The sequence below is a fragment of the Thermoanaerobacter sp. A7A genome (assembly GCF_000445185.1).
In the GTDB taxonomy this organism is placed as follows: Bacteria; Bacillota; Thermoanaerobacteria; order Thermoanaerobacterales; family Thermoanaerobacteraceae; genus Thermoanaerobacter.
Genome location: NZ_AVAF01000085.1, coordinates 17,960 through 39,781, shown reverse-complemented (window position 1 = coordinate 39,781; position 21,822 = coordinate 17,960). Strand labels below are relative to the sequence as shown.

The 21,822-nt window shown below is 33.6% G+C and carries 19 protein-coding genes; all 19 read right to left on the bottom strand.

The window, feature by feature from the left end:
• Positions 1-83: 83 nt before the first annotated feature.
• The 19 genes from M663_RS0105105 to M663_RS0105015 all read right to left on the bottom strand — a co-directional run bounded on the left by M663_RS0105105 (position 84) and on the right by M663_RS0105015 (position 21,784).
• The gene (locus tag M663_RS0105105) at positions 84-1,247 is read right to left on the bottom strand and encodes a sugar ABC transporter permease (RefSeq protein WP_029688177.1); all 1,164 of its coding nucleotides are present in this window, start codon (positions 1,245-1,247) and stop codon (positions 84-86) included.
• Positions 1,240-2,775: a xylose ABC transporter ATP-binding protein gene (locus M663_RS0105100; protein ID WP_029688176.1), complete on the bottom strand. Its 1,536-nt coding sequence runs from the start codon at positions 2,773-2,775 to the stop codon at positions 1,240-1,242. Before M663_RS0105100 ends, M663_RS0105105 begins: the two co-directional genes overlap by 8 nt.
• 76 nt (positions 2,776-2,851) lie before the next feature.
• Complete coding sequence (xylF, locus tag M663_RS0105095; RefSeq protein ID WP_029688175.1) at positions 2,852-3,961, bottom strand: D-xylose ABC transporter substrate-binding protein; 1,110 nt, start codon at positions 3,959-3,961, stop codon at positions 2,852-2,854.
• Between the two features lie 87 nt (positions 3,962-4,048).
• Positions 4,049-5,551: a xylulokinase gene (gene xylB, locus M663_RS0105090; RefSeq protein WP_029688174.1), complete on the bottom strand. Its 1,503-nt coding sequence runs from the start codon at positions 5,549-5,551 to the stop codon at positions 4,049-4,051.
• A 14-nt stretch (positions 5,552-5,565) separates the two neighbouring features.
• Complete coding sequence (gene xylA / locus M663_RS0105085) at positions 5,566-6,882, bottom strand: xylose isomerase (protein WP_029688173.1); 1,317 nt, start codon at positions 6,880-6,882, stop codon at positions 5,566-5,568.
• 28 nt (positions 6,883-6,910) lie between these two features.
• The gene (locus tag M663_RS15275; RefSeq protein WP_013149658.1) at positions 6,911-7,057 is read right to left on the bottom strand and encodes a hypothetical protein; all 147 of its coding nucleotides are present in this window, start codon (positions 7,055-7,057) and stop codon (positions 6,911-6,913) included.
• Between the two features lie 163 nt (positions 7,058-7,220).
• Positions 7,221-7,874: a TrkA family potassium uptake protein gene (locus M663_RS0105075; protein ID WP_029688172.1), complete on the bottom strand. Its 654-nt coding sequence runs from the start codon at positions 7,872-7,874 to the stop codon at positions 7,221-7,223.
• A gap of 15 nt (positions 7,875-7,889) precedes the next feature.
• Positions 7,890-9,233, bottom strand: coding sequence for a TrkH family potassium uptake protein (locus M663_RS0105070; RefSeq protein ID WP_029688171.1), 1,344 nt, complete (start codon positions 9,231-9,233; stop codon positions 7,890-7,892).
• A 154-nt stretch (positions 9,234-9,387) separates the two neighbouring features.
• A complete protein-coding gene (gndA, locus tag M663_RS0105065; protein WP_029688170.1) occupies positions 9,388-10,794 on the bottom strand; it encodes an NADP-dependent phosphogluconate dehydrogenase in 1,407 nt (468 codons plus the stop codon).
• A 75-nt stretch (positions 10,795-10,869) separates the two neighbouring features.
• Positions 10,870-12,546, bottom strand: coding sequence for a PTS system mannose/fructose/sorbose family transporter subunit IID (locus tag M663_RS15270; RefSeq protein ID WP_273702637.1), 1,677 nt, complete (start codon positions 12,544-12,546; stop codon positions 10,870-10,872).
• A 127-nt stretch (positions 12,547-12,673) separates the two neighbouring features.
• On the bottom strand, positions 12,674-13,177 hold the full coding sequence (locus tag M663_RS0105055) for a PTS sugar transporter subunit IIB (RefSeq protein ID WP_029688168.1): 504 nt from the start codon (positions 13,175-13,177) through the stop codon (positions 12,674-12,676).
• A gap of 20 nt (positions 13,178-13,197) precedes the next feature.
• Positions 13,198-13,608: a PTS sugar transporter subunit IIA gene (locus M663_RS0105050; RefSeq protein ID WP_029688167.1), complete on the bottom strand. Its 411-nt coding sequence runs from the start codon at positions 13,606-13,608 to the stop codon at positions 13,198-13,200.
• Positions 13,609-13,778: 170 nt separating this feature from the next.
• Positions 13,779-16,526 carry a sigma-54-dependent transcriptional regulator gene (locus M663_RS0105045; RefSeq protein ID WP_029688166.1) on the bottom strand — a complete coding sequence of 916 codons (2,748 nt, stop codon included), beginning with the start codon at positions 16,524-16,526 and terminating at the stop codon, positions 13,779-13,781.
• Between the two features lie 101 nt (positions 16,527-16,627).
• Positions 16,628-17,779 carry an MFS transporter gene (locus M663_RS0105040; RefSeq protein WP_019907216.1) on the bottom strand — a complete coding sequence of 384 codons (1,152 nt, stop codon included), beginning with the start codon at positions 17,777-17,779 and terminating at the stop codon, positions 16,628-16,630.
• 68 nt (positions 17,780-17,847) lie between these two features.
• Entirely contained in the window at positions 17,848-18,186 is a 339-nt protein-coding gene (locus M663_RS0105035) for a hypothetical protein (protein ID WP_029688165.1), read from the bottom strand.
• Between the two features lie 27 nt (positions 18,187-18,213).
• Positions 18,214-19,437 carry a dihydrolipoamide acetyltransferase family protein gene (locus M663_RS0105030; protein WP_029688164.1) on the bottom strand — a complete coding sequence of 408 codons (1,224 nt, stop codon included), beginning with the start codon at positions 19,435-19,437 and terminating at the stop codon, positions 18,214-18,216.
• 10 nt (positions 19,438-19,447) lie between these two features.
• Entirely contained in the window at positions 19,448-20,425 is a 978-nt protein-coding gene (locus M663_RS0105025; protein ID WP_029688163.1) for an alpha-ketoacid dehydrogenase subunit beta, read from the bottom strand.
• Between the two features lie 13 nt (positions 20,426-20,438).
• A complete protein-coding gene (pdhA, locus tag M663_RS0105020) occupies positions 20,439-21,398 on the bottom strand; it encodes a pyruvate dehydrogenase (acetyl-transferring) E1 component subunit alpha (RefSeq protein WP_029688162.1) in 960 nt (319 codons plus the stop codon).
• A gap of 32 nt (positions 21,399-21,430) precedes the next feature.
• Positions 21,431-21,784: a cupin domain-containing protein gene (locus tag M663_RS0105015; RefSeq protein ID WP_029688161.1), complete on the bottom strand. Its 354-nt coding sequence runs from the start codon at positions 21,782-21,784 to the stop codon at positions 21,431-21,433.
• Positions 21,785-21,822 lie beyond the last annotated feature (38 nt).

Genomic DNA, 21,822 nt, shown 5'->3' with positions numbered 1-21,822 from the left:
AATAATTTTTTATAATTTTTTATTTTAAAAATCATATAATCTCTCCTCTAAATTTTGTATGGGTCCAAAATTTATTTAAACTGTTATTTGTTTTTAGAGATTACATCTACCCATACAGCTATAAGTAAAATCATTCCTTTTACTACAAATTGCCAAAATGGCGGTGAGTTAAGCATGCTCATTCCATTATCTATACTAGCCATAACCAGTGCACCTATTACTGCTCCAAATACAGTTCCTACACCTCCACTTAAACTAGCACCTCCAATAACACTTGCAGCGATAGCATCTAACTCTGCATTTTGCCCTGCTGACACAGATGCAGCATTCAAGGTTGATGTCAATAGTACCCCAGCAAATGCAGCAAGTAAGCCATTCAAAGCAAATAAAATCAATGTAATTTTCTTAACATCAATTCCTGATAATTTAGCAGCCTCTACATTGCCACCAATAGCATACACTCTTCTCCCAAATACCGTTTTTGATGAAATATATGAAAAAACTAACATTAATATCAATAGAATTAGTACAGATAGTGGCACCCCTATATATAAGTTTAAAATGAAGATGAATAAACCTATAAAAAATATTAAAATCGCTATCTTAAGCATATCAATCCACAAAGGAGGTAATTCCAAATTATACTTAGCTTTCGTTTTTCTACTATTTAATACCAAATAAATTACCAAAAAAACTGCTACAACTCCTAATATATATCCACTGCTAGGTGTTAAATAAGCTTGTCCAATAAATTGAAAATCTGTACTTAAAGGAGCAATAGTATACCCTTTACTTATACCAATTAAAATTCCCCTGAAAACAAGCAAGCCTGCAAGGGTAACAATAAAAGCCGGAACATTTCTATATGCTACCCACCATCCATTCCATAAGCCTAATAATATTCCTATTATCAAAGCTACAAAAATAGAAACTAACCCATTCAAGTTATACCATACATTTAGTATAGCAGCTATTCCACCTGTCAATCCCAACAAAGAACCAACCGACAAATCGATTTGTCCTGCGATAATTACAAAAACCATTCCAATCGCTAATATACCAGTAACAGTTGTTTGTCTCAAAAGATTAGATATGTTTCTGGGTGTAATAAAATTCCCATCGGTAGCAACAGAAAATATAATCCATATCGCTACTAAAGCTAATACCATTGTATACAATTTTATATTTAAATTTAAACCACTAAATCTCTTTATGATATCTTTTTCTGTTTTGTCGCTTTTAATCATTATTACTTCTACCTCCTATTGCACATTGCATTATCATTTCTTGAGTTACATTTTTGTTTTCAAATTCTCCCTTCTTTTCCCCCTCATGCATTACAATTATTCTGTCGCTTATACCTAGTATTTCCGGCAATTCTGAAGAAATCATTATTATTGAAATACCTTCTTTAGCAAGCGAAAACATCAATTTATAAATCTCATATTTTGCTCCAACATCAATACCTCTTGTAGGCTCATCTAAAATTAATATTTTAGGTTTACTTAATAGGTTTTTTGCCAATACCACTTTTTGTTGATTGCCACCGCTTAAGTTTTTTACTTGTGTACTAAAATGCGATGTTTTTATATTTATCTTCTTTATATAGTCTTTTACATCTAATAGTTCCCTGTTCTCATTTATTGTACCTATCAGATTTTTTTTATAATTTTCTAAATTTGATATAGTCATATTTTCTTTTACTGACATCAAACTAATAAGCCCCTCTTTTTTCCTGTCTTCCGGTACCATTGCAATACCATATTTTAATGCATCACTTGGATTTCTGATAATAATCTTCTTCCCTTCCAAATATACATCTCCTGTCCATTTTCCAGGATAAGAACCAAAAATACTCGAAACAAGCTCTGTACGTCCTGCACCAATCAGACCTGCAATTCCTAAAATTTCTCCTTTCCTAAGTTTAAAACTCACATTTTTTACTATTCTTCTGTTCTGAATTTTTGTGTCATAAACATTGAAATCTTTTACTTCAAAAAATACCTCTCCTATAAAGTGTTTTTCTCTTGGATAAAGTTGAGATAATTCTCGCCCTACCATCATACTTATAATCTTTTCTTTTGTTAAATTTTTTGCAGAATCAGTCCCTATAGTTTTACCATCCCTAATCACAGTTACAGTATCCGCAATTTCCATTACTTCATCTAATTTATGGGAAATATAGATACATGTAACTCCATTTTCTTTTAATTTCTTTAATATTTTTAGTAGAATTTCAACATCTGCTTCTGTTAGAGAAGATGTAGGTTCATCCAAGATCAATAAGCTTGCACTCTTAGATAATGCTTTCGCAATTTCCACTAATTGTTGTTGCCCAACTCCTAAATTTTTCACTAACGTGTTAGGATCAATATCTAAATTAAATTGTTGTAAGATTTTTTTAGCATTAATGTACATTTGGTCAAAATCTACTATTCCATTTTTATTCGGCTCATTGCCCATAAAAATATTCTCTTTTACTGAAAGCTCCTTAATTAAAGCTAATTCTTGATATATAATAGCTATACCTTTTCTTTCAGCATCTCTAATTGAGTGTAAAATCAATTTTTCACCATTATAAAATATTTCGCCAGAATAAGTACCATAAGGGTATACACCACTCAATATTTTCATCAATGTAGATTTACCAGCACCGTTTTCTCCACAAAGAGCATGGATTTCACCTCTTTTTACCTTGAAAGAAACATTATCCAATGCTTTAATTCCTGGAAATTCTTTTGTAATATTGTACATTTCCAATATATATTCACTCATAAAAACCCTCCAATTGCAGTTTTCCTTTAAATCTTGGAATAAGTAGGGGAAGAGATTCTTCCCCTACTTAATTTATTTACTGTTTTGGCCATTGATCTTTGGGAACATTTTTGTAAACATCTTCTAATTTCTGGAATCCGTCTTTTATAACTGTATCTACCATATTACTCTTATCTACTGCAATAGGAGTTAACAACATGGAAGGTACATCTATTTTCCCATTATTCACTGTACCATTAGTTTCTACTTTTTCTCCTTTCGCCATAGCAACTGCCATTTCAGCTGCTTTTGTAGCTTCCAATACAATTGGTTTGTATACAGTCATTGTCTGTTTTCCTTCTACAATCAATTGGCAATTAGCTAAGTCGGCATCTTGCCCAGAAATTGGAATTTTGCCAGCTAATCCTTGCTCTTCTAAAGCCCTAATTGCCCCTAATGCAGTACTATCGTTCGCATCAACTACTGCATCAATCTTATTATTATTAGCAACTAAAGCATTCTGCATAATTTTATAAGCCTCATTAGTATCCCAATTTTTAGCCCATTGTTCTCCTACAATTTTAATATCCCCCTTGTCAACTAATGGCTTTAATACTTTCATCTGTCCTTCATAAAATAGTTTTGCATTATTATCTGTCGGAGAACCTTCAAGTAAGAAATACCTTCCCTTTGGTACTAATTTGGTAATTGCTTCTGCTTGCAATTCTCCTACTTTTACATTGTCAAAAGAAACATAGTAATCAAGGTCAGAATTCATTATTAATCTATCATAGGCTAAAACCTTTACACCTGCTTTATGAGCTTCTTCCACTATAGGCGCTATTGCACTTCCATCTGTAGGTAATATAACTAAAACCTGTATTCCTTGAGCAATTAAATTTTGGCATTGTGAATATTGCAATTGTGAATCACTATTGGCAGACTGAACTAATACTTCTGCCCCTAATTCTTGTGCTTTTTTCACAAATAAATCTCTATCTTTTTGCCATCTTTCTAACGCCAAATTGTCCATGCTAAATCCTATTTTTATTTTTTCCGGGGCTTTTGTCGATTCGTTAGAAGATGGAGTTGTAGAAGAACTATTTGGTTGATTATTCTGTGTAGTAGCACACCCAGAAAGAACAATTCCTAAAACAAACATAGCCACAAACATCAAAACAATTTTTCTAGAAAATTTCCATGACATACCTATTCCCCTCCTCAAAATAATATATTTCTATAATATTTTTGCTGTAAAAGGTTTTTGTCTTGTGATATTTTTGGACACCCCCTTTTAACCATTTTTTGAGATTCTTTTAAATGTATTTTTTAGTAAGTAATACAAGTCCTTGTAGATAGCATATATTTCATCATATTTACTTACATTTTCTCCTATTGGGTAAACACTATCAGTCACTTTGATGAGTGTACTACATGCCTCTTCAACATCTTTAAATATTCCATATCCCACTGCTGCCATTATTGCTGCGCCAAAAGCTGGTCCTTCAGTCGCATTTACCATGTCTACTCTGACGCCAAAAATGTCTGCAAGTATTTGTCTCCACAACACACTTTTTGCACCGCCACCGCTTACTCTGACTTCATTTATCGGTATATTGAGTTCTTTTATTATCTCAAGTGAGTCTCTAAGCCCAAATGCTACACCTTCAAGTATTGCTCTTGTCATGTGTTCTCTCTTGTGAGTCATGTTTAATCCTATAAAGCTTCCTCTTGCATAAGGGTCACTATGTGGAGTCCTCTCACCCATGAGATAAGGCAGAAATATTAATCCACCACTGCCTGGTGTTACTTTTTCTGCTTCTTCTAAAAGCTTTTCATATGTTATAGAAGAACCATTAAAGTTGATTATGTTATCTATCCACCATTTTAAACAAGCGGCTGCTGAGAGCATTACTCCCATTACATGCCATTTGCCATTAGCATGACAGAAAGAGTGTAATCTGTTTTCTTCATCTACTACATATTTGTCTTGACTTGCAAATACAACTCCTGAAGTGCCAAGTGCAACTGATACTATGCCACTTTTTACTGTTCCTGTCCCTACTGCTCCACTTGCTTGATCTCCTCCTCCGCCTACAACTATTGTCCCTTCTTTTAATCCTGTCAAATCTGCTGCCTCTTTTGTGACATATCCAGTTACCTCCGTAGATTCATAACATTTTGGCATCCAATTATAGGGTATCTCTAACGCATCTAGCATCTCTTTTGACCATTTTCTATTTTCTACATCAAACAACAATGTACCTGATGCATCTGATACATCTGTTGCATATTCCCCTGTAAGTTTGAATCTGATGTAATCTTTAGGTAAAAGTATACGATGAATCTTTTTATATACATCAGGGCGATGTTTTCTTACCCATAATATCTTTGGGGCTGTAAATCCGGTTAAAGCTTTGTTCCCTGTGTATTTTGTCAATCTTTCTTTACCTAATTTTTGGGTAATATAATCACATTCCTCTTGCGTTCTTTGGTCATTCCAAAGTATAGCAGGCAATAGTACATTGTTGTTCTCATCTAAAAGCACAAGGCCATGCATTTGTCCACTTAGCCCTATGCCTTTTATATCATCATTTTTTACACCAGTTTTAATTATTAACTCACGTATGCCATCTTTTGTGGCATTCCACCAGTCTTCAGGGTTTTGTTCTGACCAGCCTGGCTGAGGGTAATATACTGGATATTCTTTTGATGTGCTTCCTATTACATTTCCTTTTTCCTCTACTAAAATTATCTTTACAGCTGATGTACCCAAATCTATCCCAAGAAAATACATATTTTAGCCCTCCGTCATTCACTAAATAAATACTGATTTAATATTGACTCTAACAACTCTTGCTTGCCTGATTTGTTCTCAATCTTTGGATTGTTTAATGCATATTCTTCAAGAGTTTTAAAGTTCGCTTTTCCATTTACTATTTCTGCTCCTATGCCTTCTCGATAACTTTTGTATCTTTCTTCTATAAATCTATCAAATACACCATCTTTAACAAGCTTATAGGCTACTTTAAATCCTTTTGCAAAAGCATCCATTCCTGCAATATGTCCTAAAAATAGGTCTTCTGGTTCAAATGAAGCACGTCTTACTTTTGCATCAAAGTTAAGTCCTCCTTTGTCAAAACCACCCATCTTAATGACTTCATACATTGCAAGGGTTGTCATTCGTATATCTGTTGGAAATTGGTCTGTATCCCATCCTAAAAGCATATCTCCCATATTTGCATCTATAGAGCCTAACATATTGTTAATTCTTGCATATCTTAATTCATGTTGAAAGTCATGTCCTGCAAGTGTCGTATGGTTTGCTTCTATGTTTAATTTGAAGTATTTATCAAGGTCATATTTCTTCAAAAATGCATATACGTTCGCTGCGTCAAAATCATATTGGTGTTTTGTCGGTTCCTTTGGTTTTGGCTCAATTAAAAGCTGCCCTTCAAATCCTATCTCTTTTGCATATTCTACTGCCATGTGCAAAAATCTTGCTAAGTTATCAAGTTCCAATTCCATATCTGTGTTAAGTAATGTTTCATATCCTTCTCTTCCACCCCAAAATACATAGTTCTGTCCTCCAAGTTCTTTTGTTATCTCAAGTGCTTTTTTTACTTGCGCTGCTGCATATGCAAATACATCTGCATTACAGGAAGTAGCTGCTCCATGTACAAATCTCGGATTTGAAAAAAGGTTCGCTGTGCCCCATAATACTTTTGTTTTGCTCGTCTTTAAGTAGTCTTTTATCATTGCAACTATTGTATCTAAATTTTTGTTCGTCTCCCTTAATGTCTCTCCTTCCGGAGCTATATCTCTGTCATGGAAACAGAAAAATGGTACGTCGAGTTTTTCAAATAGTTCAAAGGCTGCTTCTACTCTCGCTTTGGCAATATCCATAGGGTCAGTAAAATGGTCCCATGGCCTTTGCATTGTGGGTGCTCCAAATGGATCTGTCCCATTGGCTGTAAATGTGTGCCAGTACGCTACTGAAAAACGCAAGTGTTCTTTTAAAGGTTTTCCGTCTATTATTTCATCTGGATTGTAAAATTTAAATGCATATGGATTGTTTGATTTTGGTCCTTCATATTTTATTTGTGGTACATTTTTGAAGTATTCCATGTCATTTTCCTCCTTTTTGAAAATATAATTATTTAAAACTTTGCTCCAAGTGCCATGCAATATATGCTTCCATTGTCTCATTTGAAAGCTCCGTGTGGTATCCTGCAGGATCGAATCTTGTAGCAGCAGGGCCAAATGCCCATATTCCGACACTGTTTTTTAATTTTCTTTTCATTTATATAACCACCCCAATAGTTTATTGATTCAACAAACTTATATTATATATATTCGACGTATATTAAAAAAATCCTCCTTTTTGAGTAAAAAAATAAAAAAAATAAAGCCACGGAGTGACATATACTCCAATGGCTTTATTTTTCTACAATTCTTCCTATATCCTATGTTTTTATCTCAAATCTTTTAATATCTGTATTTTTCCCGCAAACAGCTAATACATCACCTTCATTAATCTCATAGTCCGGCCCTGGTGATACAATGATTTCATCATTAAATTTTTTTACCGCTACGACATTTAATCCATATTTTTCTCTCACGTTTATTTCCTTTAACGTTTTGCCAAACCATTCTTCAATTGGAAGAATTTCTGCTATGCTGTATTCCTTAGAAAACTCAATAAGGTCTATTAAATTGCTAGAAAAAACATTTCTGGCAACCCTTATGCCCATATCTTTTTCAGGCATTACAACTCTATCTGCTCCAACCTTATAAAGAACTCTTGCGTGTAATTCATTGTGAGCTTTTGCTACTACATATTTTACACCCAATTCTTTGACCAACATTGTTACCATAATGCTTGATTCCATGTTCTTTCCTATAGCAACTATAGCCACATCAAAATTTTTCACACCTAGGGACTTAAGTACATTTTCATCAGTAGCATCAGCCCTCACTGCATGTGTAACCAAGCCATTCATAGCTTGCACCAATTCTTCATCTTCATCTATAACCAGTACGTCATTGCCCATTTCATATAAAGTCTTAGCCAGACTTATACCAAAACTCCCCAATCCGATAACAATAAACTGTTTCACATTCTCACCTCTGTTTTAGCCTACCATAATCTTTTCTTCAGCGTACTTCATAATAGGTTTAGGTTTTTTCTGCCTTTGTGCCAATGCCAGCGCCAATGTTAAAGGACCAACTCTGCCAGTATACATTGTAAATATTATAATAATTTTGCCAACTGTACTCAATTCGGGGGTAAGCCCAAGTGATAGTCCTACAGTTCCAAAAGCTGAAGTCGTCTCGTATAATACAGTCAAAAAGTTGGATGTTTCAGTAATAGATAAAACCATAGTCACGGAGAAAATAATAAAAACACTTATAAAAGATATAGCTACAGCTTTATAGACTATGTTTCTGCTAATAGTGCGCTTATAAAGTACTGTCTCTTCTTCACCTTGTATAACTGATAACACAGTATATAGTATAACCGCGAAAGTAGTTGTCTTGATGCCTCCACCTGTTCCAGCTGGAGAAGCTCCAATAAACATAAGTATTATTGTCAAAAATTTAGACGCTATAGTCATGTCAGAAAGCGATAACGTATTAAAGCCAGCTGTCCTTGGTGTCACAGCTTGAAATAATGCTGCAAGTATTTTTGTAGGAAAATCCAGTGGTCCTAATGTTTTTGGATTATTGTATTCAAATAAAAATATAAGCAGTGTACCGATGGCAATTAAAAGCAACGTGATAGTTATAACAATTTTTGAATGCAGTGTAAATTTGTTAAAATGTCTATGTTCGTATATATCAAGCAAAACGTAAAATCCTAATCCACCAAATATTATCAAACCCATTACGACCAGGTTTACCACCCAGTCAGAAACATAACCCGTTAGACTCTTAAAATTCCCCATAAGATCAAAGCCAGCATTATTAAATGCAGAAATAGAATGGAAAAAGCCATAATACACCGCTTTTTTTAATCCCATCTGTGGTAAAAATCTCAGAGTCAATATAACTGCCCCAATACTTTCAAATAAAAAAGAAAACATTAATATATACCTAGCAAATTTCACAATGCCTCCGAGGCTATTTGTATTGAAAGCTTCTTGCATCACCAATCTCTCTTTAAAGGTTATCTTCCTACCAAGGATCAACGCGAAAAGCGTTGACATGGTCATAATACCTAAACCGCCAACTTGTATCAGCAACATTATCACTATTTGCCCAAAAACAGACCAATATGTTTTTGTGTCAACAACTACAAGGCCAGTAACACATGTAGCTGATGTAGCCGTAAAAAGCGCAGTTAAAAAATCTGTTCTCTCTCCACTTTTAGTTGCCACAGGTAGCATTAGTAATAAAGTTCCAATTAATATAATAGTCGCAAATCCTAAAGCAAGTACTTGAGTAGGTGTTAGTTTTATTTTTATTATAAAAATCACCTTCCCATGAAAAAAGCAAGAAGCCTATGGAACCACTTCTTCTTTAAAATATCTAAGTCAAATTTTCAACGCTTAAATTATAGCAGATTACTGTCATCGAGTCAATCATGCTATTTCTTTTAGTTATAAAGCCATGGAGCAACTTCTCCATGGCTTATTTTTCCCACTCTGTGTGGAATATTCCTTCTTTATCGACTCTTTCATAAGTATGAGCTCCAAAAAAGTCACGTTGGGCTTGAATAAGATTTGCAGGAAGATTTTCCTCTGTTAAAGCAAAATAATAATCAACTGCAGAATTTATTATCATGAGAGGTATTCTATAATTTCTTCCAATTTCTAGAACTTGATAGACAGAATTTAATTTATCCTTAATAAATTCTATAGACTTATCACTATGCAAAAGATTTGCATATTCTTCATTTTCTCTGATGATATCCCTCAAAAAGTCTAAAATTTTTGCTCTTATAATACAGCCTCCTTTCCAAATTCTTAATATTTCGCTAAGGTCTACTCCATAATTATATTGTTTTGAAGCTTCATAAATGAGCCATAATCCTTGTGAAAATGACATGAATACTCCAAAAAGCAGTGTCTTTTTTAAATGCTCTATCATTTCTTCTTTATTCACAGAGATTGTATTCTTTTCTTTCGAATATAATTTTGATAAAGTTTTTCTTTCTTCCTTGTAATGAGAAATAACTCTGGCCTCTACCGCCAAATTCAATGTTGGTGTAGGAACTCCTAAATCCAAAGAAGTTTGAGCAGTCCACTTTCCAGTGCCTTTTTGTTCTGCTTTATCTAAAATGTAATCTATCAAAAATCCTCCTGTCTCCTTGTCTTTATATCTCATAATCTTATAAGAAATTTCCATTAAATAGGAATTAAGTTCTTCCTTATTCCATTTTTCAAAGACATCGCTTATTTGTTCATTAGTTATATTCAATACCTTTTTCATAAAATCATATACTTCAGCAATTAACTGCATAATAGCATATTCAATACCATTATGAACCATTTTCACAAAATGACCTGCAGAATCGTTTCCTACATATGTGCAACATGCTCCATTTTCAGTTTTTGCAGATACTTTTAAAAGTACATCTTTTATTAAATCATATGCTTCTTTTGTCCCTCCTGGCATTAAAGATGGACCATGTAATGCTCCATATTCTCCACCTGAAATCCCCATCCCTAAAAATAAAATTCCCTTCTCTGACAAATACTTTAATCTTCTAGAAGTATCTCTAAAATTAGAATTACCACTATCTACCACAAGGTCTCCAGGTTCTAAATACGTCAAAAGTTCATTAATCATATTATCTACCGGTTCCCCGGCTTTTATCATTAATATAATTTTTCTCGGTCTTTCCAAGCTTTCTACAAAATTTTTTAAGGCATAAAAAGGATAAATTTTTTCATCTTTTACTTTTTCCTCAATAAATTTCTTCGTTTTCTCTTCTGTCCTGTTGTACACTGAAACACTATAACCATTTCTGGCCATGTTCAAAACAAAGTTTTGCCCCATTACCGCAAGTCCTATTAGACCTACATCATTCTTCATTTTTACTCCCTCCAACTAGTCAAGTTTTTAAACATCGATTCCACCCTTATTTTGGGTGGAATCGATTGATAAGAATTATAGGATTCCTATCCAACCTAATATGAAGAATATAACTACCATCCATCCAAGAACTTTTAGAACCTTTAATCCTTTCTTGGTAAAATACCAATATACCAGCAATACGGTAAGAAGCGGCAACATACCTGGGAGTATTTTATCTAATATTGCTTGCAATTCAAATGCTTTTCCAGAAATTGTCCATTTAAGAGGAGTAGAAATTGATACATATGAGCTTGTTAATACACCCATCATAAAAAGTCCTAAGGTTGAAAGACCTGTAATAAGAGCTTTTAATTTTTCTCCTCCAAGTAACACGTTTACTGACTCCCTACCTAGTCTATACCCAAGTCTTAAGAAATAATAACCATAAGTATAAGTAATTACTGGGAAGAGAATTAAAGGGAATAATGCTCCCATCGCACTACCTGACTTTGCCCAAGGAAGCGCAATTGCTATTAATAAATACATAATCGTAGACCATTCTACAGAATCACCAATACCTGCTAAAGGTCCCATTAAACCAACTTTTGTAGCATTAATGATATTGGGATCAGGAGCTTCTTTCCCGTCGGCAATAGCTCTTGCTCTTTGTTCTTCAAGTGAAAGAGTAATTCCTAAAATTGGTGCTCCACCCCACGTTCCCTGAGTGTTGAAAAATACAAGATGTCTCTTATAAGCCTCTTTTAATTCATTTAAATTGTTCTTATATAATTTTCTTAGAACAGGCATTATACTCCATTGGAACGCTAAAGCTTGCAATCTTTCAAAAGAATGTGGAACTTCTGTGGTAAGCCACCATCTAAACCAGGTAGATTTCAAGTCTTTTTCTGTAACTTTTATATCGCTGTTGGAGATTGTGGTATCCATTTTTCTGCGGGTATCATTATCTTCGCTATTTTTTGTCTCATAATCTGCATTTGTATCATTTTCAAAAACATTTTTATAATATAGAATCACATATATATATGCTGCAATTCCTCCAAAGATAGCGTAGATAAGCGCATTTACATTAAGAGGTTTCAATATTAAAGAGACAAAATATGCAAGAAGATAAAATACCATTAATTCTCTACGCCCAATTACTGCTAATGTTAACGCAATACCTAGAGCAGGTAAACTTCCTCCAACAACAGTTAAAGCATGTAACACACTTTGAGGTATTGTTTTTAAAAATGAATCTATTAAAGGTGCTCCATAGTAAACTGCAACAAACACTGAAGGGAAAAATAAAACCATTGTTATAATAGTAGTTAGAACTACAGATGCAAAGGTAATACCTCTATCATTTAATTCCTCAGCTAATCTATCAACCCAGTGAGTTATAAGAGAGTTAATAAAAAACCTAAAACTTACTAAGTATGCTGCTAAAAGACCTACTGGCACTGCCACAGCAATAGACTGCTCTGGTGTCATTCCTGATGCCAATGCCACAGGAACTGCTACAGCAGTTGCAACAACTGTTTCACTTGGTGTTGTACCTCCAGGTGCAATAATACCCATATAAACCAATTGTATTGTTGCTGCTATAACCATTGCTTGAGGTACATTACCCATAATAAGTCCAACTACAAATCCAGTTCCTACAGCCGTAAAACGAAGAAAACCAGATAAAGTATAACCAATAATTCTTGACTCTACTACAGCTACCCATGCAGCTATTAACGCAGCTTGCAAAACAGTTATTTGACCCATAAACCATTACCCTCCTTTTAGAAATTTTTTATTTAAAACGATCCACTATAACAATTTAAAAACTTGAATAATATTGAAGCTATTCTTTTTTAATAGAGCATATACATTGTTATAGTGAATCAAAATTTTATTTCAACTGCGGAAAATACTTTTCTATAACAGTATTTATACTTAGCTTTTCACTATCTGGCACCATTTGTAAATATATCTCTATGCCAAAATTCCGGTGTAAATTCCATAAAATCTCTGCTTCTTGAGAATTTAAATTTACACTTTGTGTTATAGCTTTTTTGTCTGGCATCTTTGCAACACCACCAATATTGAGAGTTTTAATAGGAATTCCTTCTTTTATCGTTCTTTCTACCGTTTGAATGTCCTTAAAAAGTAAGAATACCTTTTCATCAATGTTAGCTTTTTGATTCCATTCCTTTAATGCGGTATCAACACTTACCACTTTTACTTTTACACCTGGCGGTGCAGCCATCGTATAAATGTTTTTCATAAAATTGTCAACAGCTAAACTATCATCTACAATCACAATGGAAGCTCCTGGAAATCCTTTCATCCATCTTGTCATTATTTGACCATGAATCAATCGGTCATCGACTCTTGCAAATACCACTTTCCACATGCTCTTCCTTCCTTTCTTCTCTAAAACTTAAGTGAACTTTTTTCTATTACTTTAATTCCATCAACAGCTGACTTGTGAATATTTTTTAATAATTCATCAATATCATACATATTAATAGATGATAATAATTCTATCAGCATAGGCATATTAATTCCTGTTATAACTTTTACATCATAGTTTTTCATAACATAAAGCGCGATATTGAATGGACTTCCCCCAAATAAATCTACAGCAATTATCACTTCCTTGTTCTCTCTTAGCTTTTCTCTAACAATCTTTTCAACTTCAGCTCTTAAAAGCTCGATATTATCCCCTAAATTAAGTCCCAAGGCTAACACATTTTCCTGTTTTCCCATAATCACCTCAATTCCGTTTAATAATCCTTTCCCAAAATTTCCATGTGTAATAATTAGTACGAATTTTTCTTTCACTACTACACCTCCGCTTTGCTAATATCTTTAACTTTGAATTTTAAAATACTTCTTTGAAACTTTTTTAAAAGTTGATGTTAACTATACTTTATTTTAAATTTTTATCTGCTTCTTTATAATGCAAAAAGCATGCCAAATAGTGTACTAACTATTCAGCATGCTTTGATTAATTACACATTTAACTCTGCTACTCTATCTTTTATAATATCATATATCAGCCTTATTTCTGATGTAGGAATTTCAATTTTGTACATCTCTTCTATGACACTAAAAGAAGATTTAACGAAATTTATGAACTGTCTATGACACTGTTCAAACTCTTCTAAACTACTGTAAAACACAATGGGCTCTTTCATTACTAATCTTTCAATCATTACACTAACGTGTATATATAAGCTTATTTTTAAATCATTTGAAAGCCTCACACCAATGAATCTTTCTAAATCGGAAATAGCTTTTTCAACTTGAGCAATTATTTTATCAGGATTTAATATTGTCAAATGATGTAACACATTTTGCAAAGAAAAAAGTCTGACTATCGTTTGATTGATTCGCTGAATTTTTTCAGCATCCGCAACCCCTCTTAAAACTTTACTCAATAGTACATCGCCCTTTCCAGCAATCAAATCTTCTAACGACAAATAAGGTATTTCTTTTATGCCAGGATCTGCTGTACCAATAATTAATTTAACATTAAAGTCTTTAAATATCTCGTCTTTTACACCATTACCTTTAAGTCTATTATAATCGTACGCAATTATTTCAATATCTTCATTTACAAAGCATTCTTTTAAAAGTTCTTTTATTTTTACAGCAGTTCCTATTCCCGTTATACAAGTAGCAATAATAGCATTTCTTTTATTTTTTTGCGACTTAATGAGTTTATAACTACTGCTATTTCTTTGGATTGATTCTGTAACAATTTGTTCTATAGGCTGATTTTGCATTATCTTGTTGCCAACGTCTAAAGCCAATTGAGTAGTAATATTATTAATAATTGCTATGTCTCCCTCGACAATGTCAGTCAAAGACTTGTATATCTCCTCTAAAGAACCCATATCAACCAATATAATGATTCCTTTGGAGGTATCTATATTCTTTAAATAATCTTGAACTTTTAGCATAATTTCCTGTGTTGACATCTCAATTGGCATATCAAAAGCTTCAAAAACAAACTGTCCCAAAAGCCTATTGGCGACGCTGGCTATGCTACTGGCAGTTGAATAACCATGGGCTATTATTATAGAATTTATGAGATTTGTATTGTCACTTTTATTTAAACTTTTAATATAAAGCGTAAAATAAATTACAGCTATTTGGTTGAGCTTGACGTCCAGGTTAACTTCAATAAGTTCTACCATTTTATTAGCTATTATAAACTCTTTGGGAAAAACATTTTTCAAAACTCTGTATACCATTTTTATATTCTCAGAATACTTCTCGTAAGTTACATCGCTTAATAAATAATTAATAAAATGCGTCAATACTAAAACTGAATTACCATAATATTTAATCCCATACATATTTTGTATTATATTTAACACATTCTCCACTACGCTTTTGATAGCATTGAAAACTATCGAATCTATATAAGTATTGTCATTTTTAAAAATTATTTTATCTGTAAATTCATTCAAATAAATTAAAGCGTCTTTTTTAAAAGTATCCTCACTTATTTCTTTGCTGCTATATCTCTCAAATAGTTCAAATAGCTTGTTCACTACCTCATAAACCTCTCTATCGTCTCCTTTATCCCATGTTAAATCTTCATCTTTCCTATTGTGAGAAATTAACATGCCGTTAAAGTGAAAATTACTTTTTATTATATCTAAATCAGCCTGCATTTCTCTCGGCAGGTCATATAGATGGATTCGCAATATATTTGTCTTCTCTCTTATGACATGGTTATAGGCTTGAGCACAGCTGTATTTTATGACATTCATAAGCTGGCCAATGTTGCCGGATATTTTGGTCTTAAGAAGAACATTCAATACTTGCTTGCTTATTAAAATATCCATTCCCAGATTTTTTGCCTCATTTTTGTAAAAGTTATAGATAAGTTGTAACCTTTCATGTAAAGGTCTGTCATAAAGGGAAGGAATATTTACAACTAATGGGATTCTTCTTAAAAAAGTCTTTGTAAGAGTTTGCTCAGGGTCTTCTGTTGTAGCAAAAATAAACCTCACTTTCGCCGTTCTCCAATTGCCTGTCTCACCAAGCCTTCTAAATATTCCCTTGTCCAAAAATAGAAACAGTTTTTCCTGCCCTTCTGGCGGCAATCTGTGAACTTCATCCAAAAACAAATATCCTCCATCCGCTTCTTCTAAAAGGCCGGGTTTATCTTTATCAGCACCTGTAAATGCTCCTTTTACATAGCCAAAAAGGTTTGCGGAAAGTAGTTCAGGATTGTTAGCATACTCAGCGCAATTAAATATCACATATGGAGCATTTTCATCTATGGCATTGATCGATTTTGCATATTCGTAAATAAGTTGAGCAATGAAGCTTTTACCTACTCCTGTATTTCCAATAAGCAAAATAGGTAGTCCATTGGGAGGATAGGAAGCAGCAGATTTGCATAATTTCACTTGTGTTTTAAGACTGCCGTTATATCCTATAAGCTTTGTAAAAGGGTCATCGTTTGAAACCTTTACAGTTGAATCCAAAGTTTTAGCCGTTTCTTTGAATTCTTTTGCCTTCTTTTCATAAACTTCTTTGTCTAAAAAATAGACAGGCCTTGTGTTTATTTTTATTATTTTGCCCTCTTTATAAAGTTCATTTAATAAATGGCTTGCCACATTCCTTCTCAAATTCAATTTTTTGGCAATTTCTTGGGCAGTCAATCCCTTCTTTTCTTTAATATTTATTTCTTTTGATAAATCCTTTACTAAATTAAATACTCTTTCTTTGTTTGTCAAGGATGGTCTCCCCTTTAAGATTTCAAAACTTTTGTAAATTATCGTATTAATCTAATCTTATTATAAGTATATCACATAAAAACAAAAATTTTTAAAAGTAATTATTCACTAACCTCTTTTTTAATTGTTTGAGATAAAATCAACGACATAAAAACTACTACAATCATAAATACCAATATTGCAGAAAAACCTACAAAAACGCCAAAGAGGTCGTTTAGTTTGCCAATCAAAAAATTTGCAAACATATTTATGGTTGAGGCTATGGTTACAGTAATACCAATTATAGCACTGACGTGCTTTTTAAATTCTTTCATAATTGTGGCAATGACGGTTGGAAAAATTATTGAATAAAAAAAGCCTGAAATAGAAATTGAAAAGGCTAAGCTTTTCGACAACATGCCTATTGCAATAAACACTGCAGCACAAAGCGAAAAAACTGAAAGGCTTTTAAGACATCCAACCTTTTCGACAATAAAACCGCCAAATAATCTCCCTAATGTGAAAGTTGCAAAGAAAATGGAAAGGTATAGAGAACTTATTGTGTTATCCATCTTATACCATTCCCTTAAAAATGTAACAGCCCAATTTCCTACACCAAGTTCAGAAGCAACATAAAAACCTAACATAATTGCAAAAAGCCACATTCTTTTATTCCCTAATATTTCGCCATAATTTATTTTTTCTTTTATTATATGTTGTCCCTCTTGTATTTTAATAGCCAAAGTAGCCAGTATAAGAGTGAAAGCTAAAGCTGCTACACTCAAATATACCAACTGCCACGTAAAGTTAAAATGAAGCAATTTCACAGTTATATTAGGGGATATAATAGCTCCCACTCCATAAAAAAAATGAAGCAAATTCATCATTATTGCCTGATTCATTATAAATACCAATGCAGCAATGGCATTTATGCCTATTTCCACAGAACCCATCCCCATATTCATAATAAAGGCAAAAAGAAGGAATAAAATAAAATTGGGTGCCATTGAAATTCCAATTATACCTAGTAGTATAAGTAATAAACCACTTAAAAGAACTAATTTTCTCCCTATCTTCTCTGTTAAAAACCCTCCAAAAAAAGTTGACAAAATAAACCCTAAACTTCCTACAGATAAAAACAAACCCATCATTGTATAGTCGATACTATAAAAGGTTTTAATGCTCAGTATAAGGGGTCCTTTGACATTTTCTATTATTCCTATGAGCATCATCAAGAGGTAAATTATAACGATTGTGTATGTATTTTTGTTCAATAAAAATACCTCCCTTGTTTTTACTGTGTATAATAATTATACAGAAAACAAGGGAGGAAAAACAAATTTTACTTGGTATCACGGTTTTTTGTCTTAGATTTTTTTATATCTTCTTTTACTTCTTCTAAGATCCTATAAGGTTTTGTAATTATTCTTACAGGCAGTGAAAACAGAAAAAAGCCAATATCTTCCTCTAACTCTTTTGTCATTCTTTGTGGTTTTGTCAATATCCTTTCTATAAAATCCTCTGCATAGTTCTTTTTAAGGTTTTCTTTATTTATTTCTAGTTCAGTACCGCACTTTTCACATCTTATACTTTTTATCATACCATCTTCATACGTTATAGTATGTTCTGTCTCTTCATTGCAGTGAAGGCAATAAAGCATCGCTTTCATATAAGTGTACATGTTTATCACTTCCTATTTTTTTCATAATTATAGCATAAGTTGTAGTGGATCTTCTAATATTTCTTTTATTCTCTTTGAAAATTTTGCTGCAACAGCCCCATCAATTACTCTATGGTCTGATGACAATGTCACTTCCATTATTGGCTTTATTCCAATTTGTCCGTTTTGTACTATCGGCGTGTCTTTTATTTTGCCTACAGCAAGTATTGCCACTTCCGGTTGGTTTATTATTGCCGTAAATCTTGTTACATCAAACATTCCAAGATTTGATATTGTAAAACTGCCACCACTGTATTCGTCTGGGGTGAGTTTTCCTTCTCTTGCTTTTTCTATAAGTTGCCTTTCTTCATATGCTATTTCGCTTAAACCTTTTTTGTCAGCTTCTCTTATCACTGGAACTATTAAACCTTCTTCTAATGCTACAGCAAGTCCTATGTTTATTTGGTCTTTCAGTATTATTTGGTCATCTTGGACAAAGGAGTTGATTATCGGGTATTCTTTTATTGCGATGCTGGAGGCTTTTATGAGAATTGTGTTTATAGTTATTTTTGTATCTTGTAGTTTTTGATTCAATGTGTCTTTTAGTTTTAATATTTCTTCCATGTTTATCTCCATTGTCACATAATAGTGAGGAGCAGTGTTTACGCTTTGTTTCATTTTGTTGGCTATTATCCCGCGCATACCTACAAGTGGTATTGTTTTTGTATAGGTAACTGGTTGAGACTTTGGTTCTTCTTGAATTGGCAATTGTTTTTGTTGTAAGTTTTTAAGGTATTCTTCTACATCTTTTCTCTGAATCCTGCCAGAAGGGCCACCTCCTTTTATTTGTGTTAGGTCTATTCCGTGTTCTTTTGCTATTTTCCTTGCTACAGGGGTTGCTCTTGGTTTTGTAGGTTTTAAGGTTTGCTGTTGTTCTAAGATAGGTTCTTTGGCTTCTACTGCTTCTTTTTGTTGAGGCTCTTTTTGTTCTTCTATAACGTTTGATTGTTTTAATAGGTCTTCTATGTTTTCGCCTTGTTGTCCTATTATTGCTATTGGCTGGTTTACTTGCACTGTTTCTCCTTCTTTTGCAAGTATTTTTAAAAGAACTCCACTGAAGGAGGCTTCTTCTTCCATTGTGACTTTATCTGTTTCTATTTCTAAAAGCGGTTCTCCTTGTGCTACTCGTTCCCCTTCATTCTTTAACCATTTTGTTATTTTGCCACTTGTCATTGTCATTCCTAATTTGGGCATTGTGACTATGTTTGCCATTGTATCACCTCTATTTATCAAATATGCTTCTTACTTTCTGTACTATATCTTCTGTTTGAGGTACAGCCGCTCTTTCTAATTGTGGGTTGTAGGGTATTGGTACATTTTTACCTGCTAATCTTTGTATTGGATAATCTAAATAGTCAAAGGCTTCACTTTCTACTAATTTTGATAATACTTCTGCTCCCCAACCGTAATTTTTGTTGTCATCTTCTACTATTAGTATTTTACCTGTCTTTATTACTGATTTAACTATTGTTTCTTCATCCAATGGAGACAGACTTTTTATGTCTATGACTTCTGCGTCTATTCCATAGGTTTTGAGTTCTTCTGCCGCTTCCAAAGACCTTGGAACTGTTATAGACCCAGCTATTATGGTTATGTCTTTTCCTTCTCTTTTTATTTCGGCTTTTCCTATGGGTACAATGTAGTCCTCTTCTGGCACTTCTCCTTTTGTCCAGTATAAGAGTTTATGCTCGAAAAATAGTACTGGATTATCATCTCTTACAGCTGCTTTCAGCAACCCTTTTACGTCATAAGGTGTTGCTGGCATTACTACTTTCAACCCTGGAATATGTGCAAATATTGCAGGAAAACTTTGAGAGTGTTGGGCTGCTGCCCCCGTGCCTGAACCCATAGGTGTCCTTATTACCATAGGTACTTTTAATTGCCCTCCTGTCATGTACCTCAGTTTAGCCGCTTGGTTTACTATCCATTCCATAGGAAGAGTTAAAAAATCCGAAAACATTATTTCTACTATTGGTCGCATTCCTACTAGTGCCGCACCTACCGCTGCCCCTACTATTCCTGCTTCAGATATTGGGGTTTCTATTAGTTTGTCTTTGTATTTTTCATACATTCCTTTGGTAACACCAAAAGCTCCTCCGTATATCCCAATATCTTCTCCCATCATAAAGACATTAGGGTCTCTATCAAATTCTTCTCTTATGGCTTCTGCTAATGCATCTATATATAGCTTTTCTGTCATTGTTTCTCCCTCCTTATGCATAAACATATTTTGCTAGGTCTTCTACTCGTGGATCAGGACTATTTATTGCAAATTGATACGCTTCTTCTATTTCCTGCTCTACTTTTTTGTTTATCTCTTCTAGTTCATCTTTTGTTATATCTGTCGTTTCTTCGAGGTATTTTTCAAATCTCTTTATTGGGTCCTTTTTCTTCCATTCTTCTTCCTCTTCTCTTGTCCTATAAACCCTTGGATCGCTCTTGGAATGGCCTAACCATCTGTATGTTTTGCTCTCTATTAGTGTAGCCCCTTCACCTCTTCTTGCTCTATCTACCGCCTCTTTTACTGCTTTGTATACTTCTACTATGTCATTGCCATCTACTATTACACCAGGCATGTTGTAGGACTCTGCTCTTTGGGCTATATCTTTTACTGCTGTGGATTTAGACACTGGATTTGACATTCCATAAAGGTTGTTTTCGCATATATACACAACTGGAAGTTTCCATAAACCCGCCATGTTTAGCGATTCGTGAAACACTCCTTCGTTTGCTGCCCCATCTCCAAAAAAGCAAATGGTGACTTTGTTGTCCTTTTTCAATTTTGATGCTAAAGCGGCTCCTGTTGCTATTGGTATTCCTCCCGCTACTATTCCATTGGCTCCTAAATTACCAGTAGAAACATCTACTATATGCATGGAGCCTCCTCTTCCTTTGCAGTAGCCTGTCTCTTTGCCCAATAGTTCTGCCATCATTTTTTTAAGGTCTGCTCCTTTTGCGATTGTATGTCCATGTCCTCTATGAGTACTTGTTATATAGTCATCTGGGTTTAAAGCTGCACATGCTCCTACTGCCGTTGCCTCTTCTCCTACGTATAGATGGCATGTCCCCCATATCATATTTTTCTTAAAAAGTTCGTCTACTTTTAATTCAAATTGCCTTATTTCTACCATCTTTTGATACATCCATAGCAATTTTTCTTTTGATAGTTCCATAGTTTAAAACCTCCTTTATAATATTATCTAAATTACCTCTTCGTATCGCCTTCCTCAGGTACTATACAAATAAGTTCTAATGTTTCCTCTCCTGTATTTATAAATTGATGAAGTTTATTGGAGGAAATATATGCAAATGAACCTTCTTCTATATCATAATCTGTACCATCAATATGAAGTTTCCCTTTACCCTTTATTACATAGTTGATGTGTGGCCATGGATGACTATGCCTTAAAGTATAGCCGCCGTAACCTATCTCAAATAACCTCATCACATATCCTTCCCAGCCTTCTTTTGGTGTAATTAATACTCTTTTTATGACATTTTTCATATTGTCATCTTTAATTTCTATCCCTTTTACATGTTTTTTATTTGAAACAATCATCACCTAAAACTCCTTTCCTTAATTTTTACCCATTAAAA

Coding starts and splice junctions, on each gene's coding strand:
- M663_RS0105105 (WP_029688177.1), bottom strand. CDS start 1,247: ATGATTAAAAGCGACAAAACAGAAAAAGATATCATAAAGAGATTTAGT.
- M663_RS0105100 (WP_029688176.1), bottom strand. CDS start 2,775: ATGAGTGAATATATATTGGAAATGTACAATATTACAAAAGAATTTCCA.
- M663_RS15275 (WP_013149658.1), bottom strand. CDS start 7,057: ATGAAAAGAAAATTAAAAAACAGTGTCGGAATATGGGCATTTGGCCCT.
- xylA (WP_029688173.1), bottom strand. CDS start 6,882: ATGGAATACTTCAAAAATGTACCACAAATAAAATATGAAGGACCAAAA.
- M663_RS0105025 (WP_029688163.1), bottom strand. CDS start 20,425: ATGACAGAAAAGCTATATATAGATGCATTAGCAGAAGCCATAAGAGAA.
- gndA (WP_029688170.1), bottom strand. CDS start 10,794: ATGAAGAATGATGTAGGTCTAATAGGACTTGCGGTAATGGGGCAAAAC.
- M663_RS15270 (WP_273702637.1), bottom strand. CDS start 12,546: ATGGGTCAAATAACTGTTTTGCAAGCTGCGTTAATAGCTGCATGGGTA.
- xylF (WP_029688175.1), bottom strand. CDS start 3,961: ATGTCATGGAAATTTTCTAGAAAAATTGTTTTGATGTTTGTGGCTATG.
- M663_RS0105015 (WP_029688161.1), bottom strand. CDS start 21,784: ATGATTGTTTCAAATAAAAAACATGTAAAAGGGATAGAAATTAAAGAT.
- xylB (WP_029688174.1), bottom strand. CDS start 5,551: ATGTATTTTCTTGGGATAGATTTGGGTACATCAGCTGTAAAGATAATT.
- M663_RS0105035 (WP_029688165.1), bottom strand. CDS start 18,186: ATGTACACTTATATGAAAGCGATGCTTTATTGCCTTCACTGCAATGAA.
- M663_RS0105030 (WP_029688164.1), bottom strand. CDS start 19,437: ATGGCAAACATAGTCACAATGCCCAAATTAGGAATGACAATGACAAGT.
- pdhA (WP_029688162.1), bottom strand. CDS start 21,398: ATGGAACTATCAAAAGAAAAATTGCTATGGATGTATCAAAAGATGGTA.
- M663_RS0105055 (WP_029688168.1), bottom strand. CDS start 13,177: ATGTGGAAAGTGGTATTTGCAAGAGTCGATGACCGATTGATTCATGGT.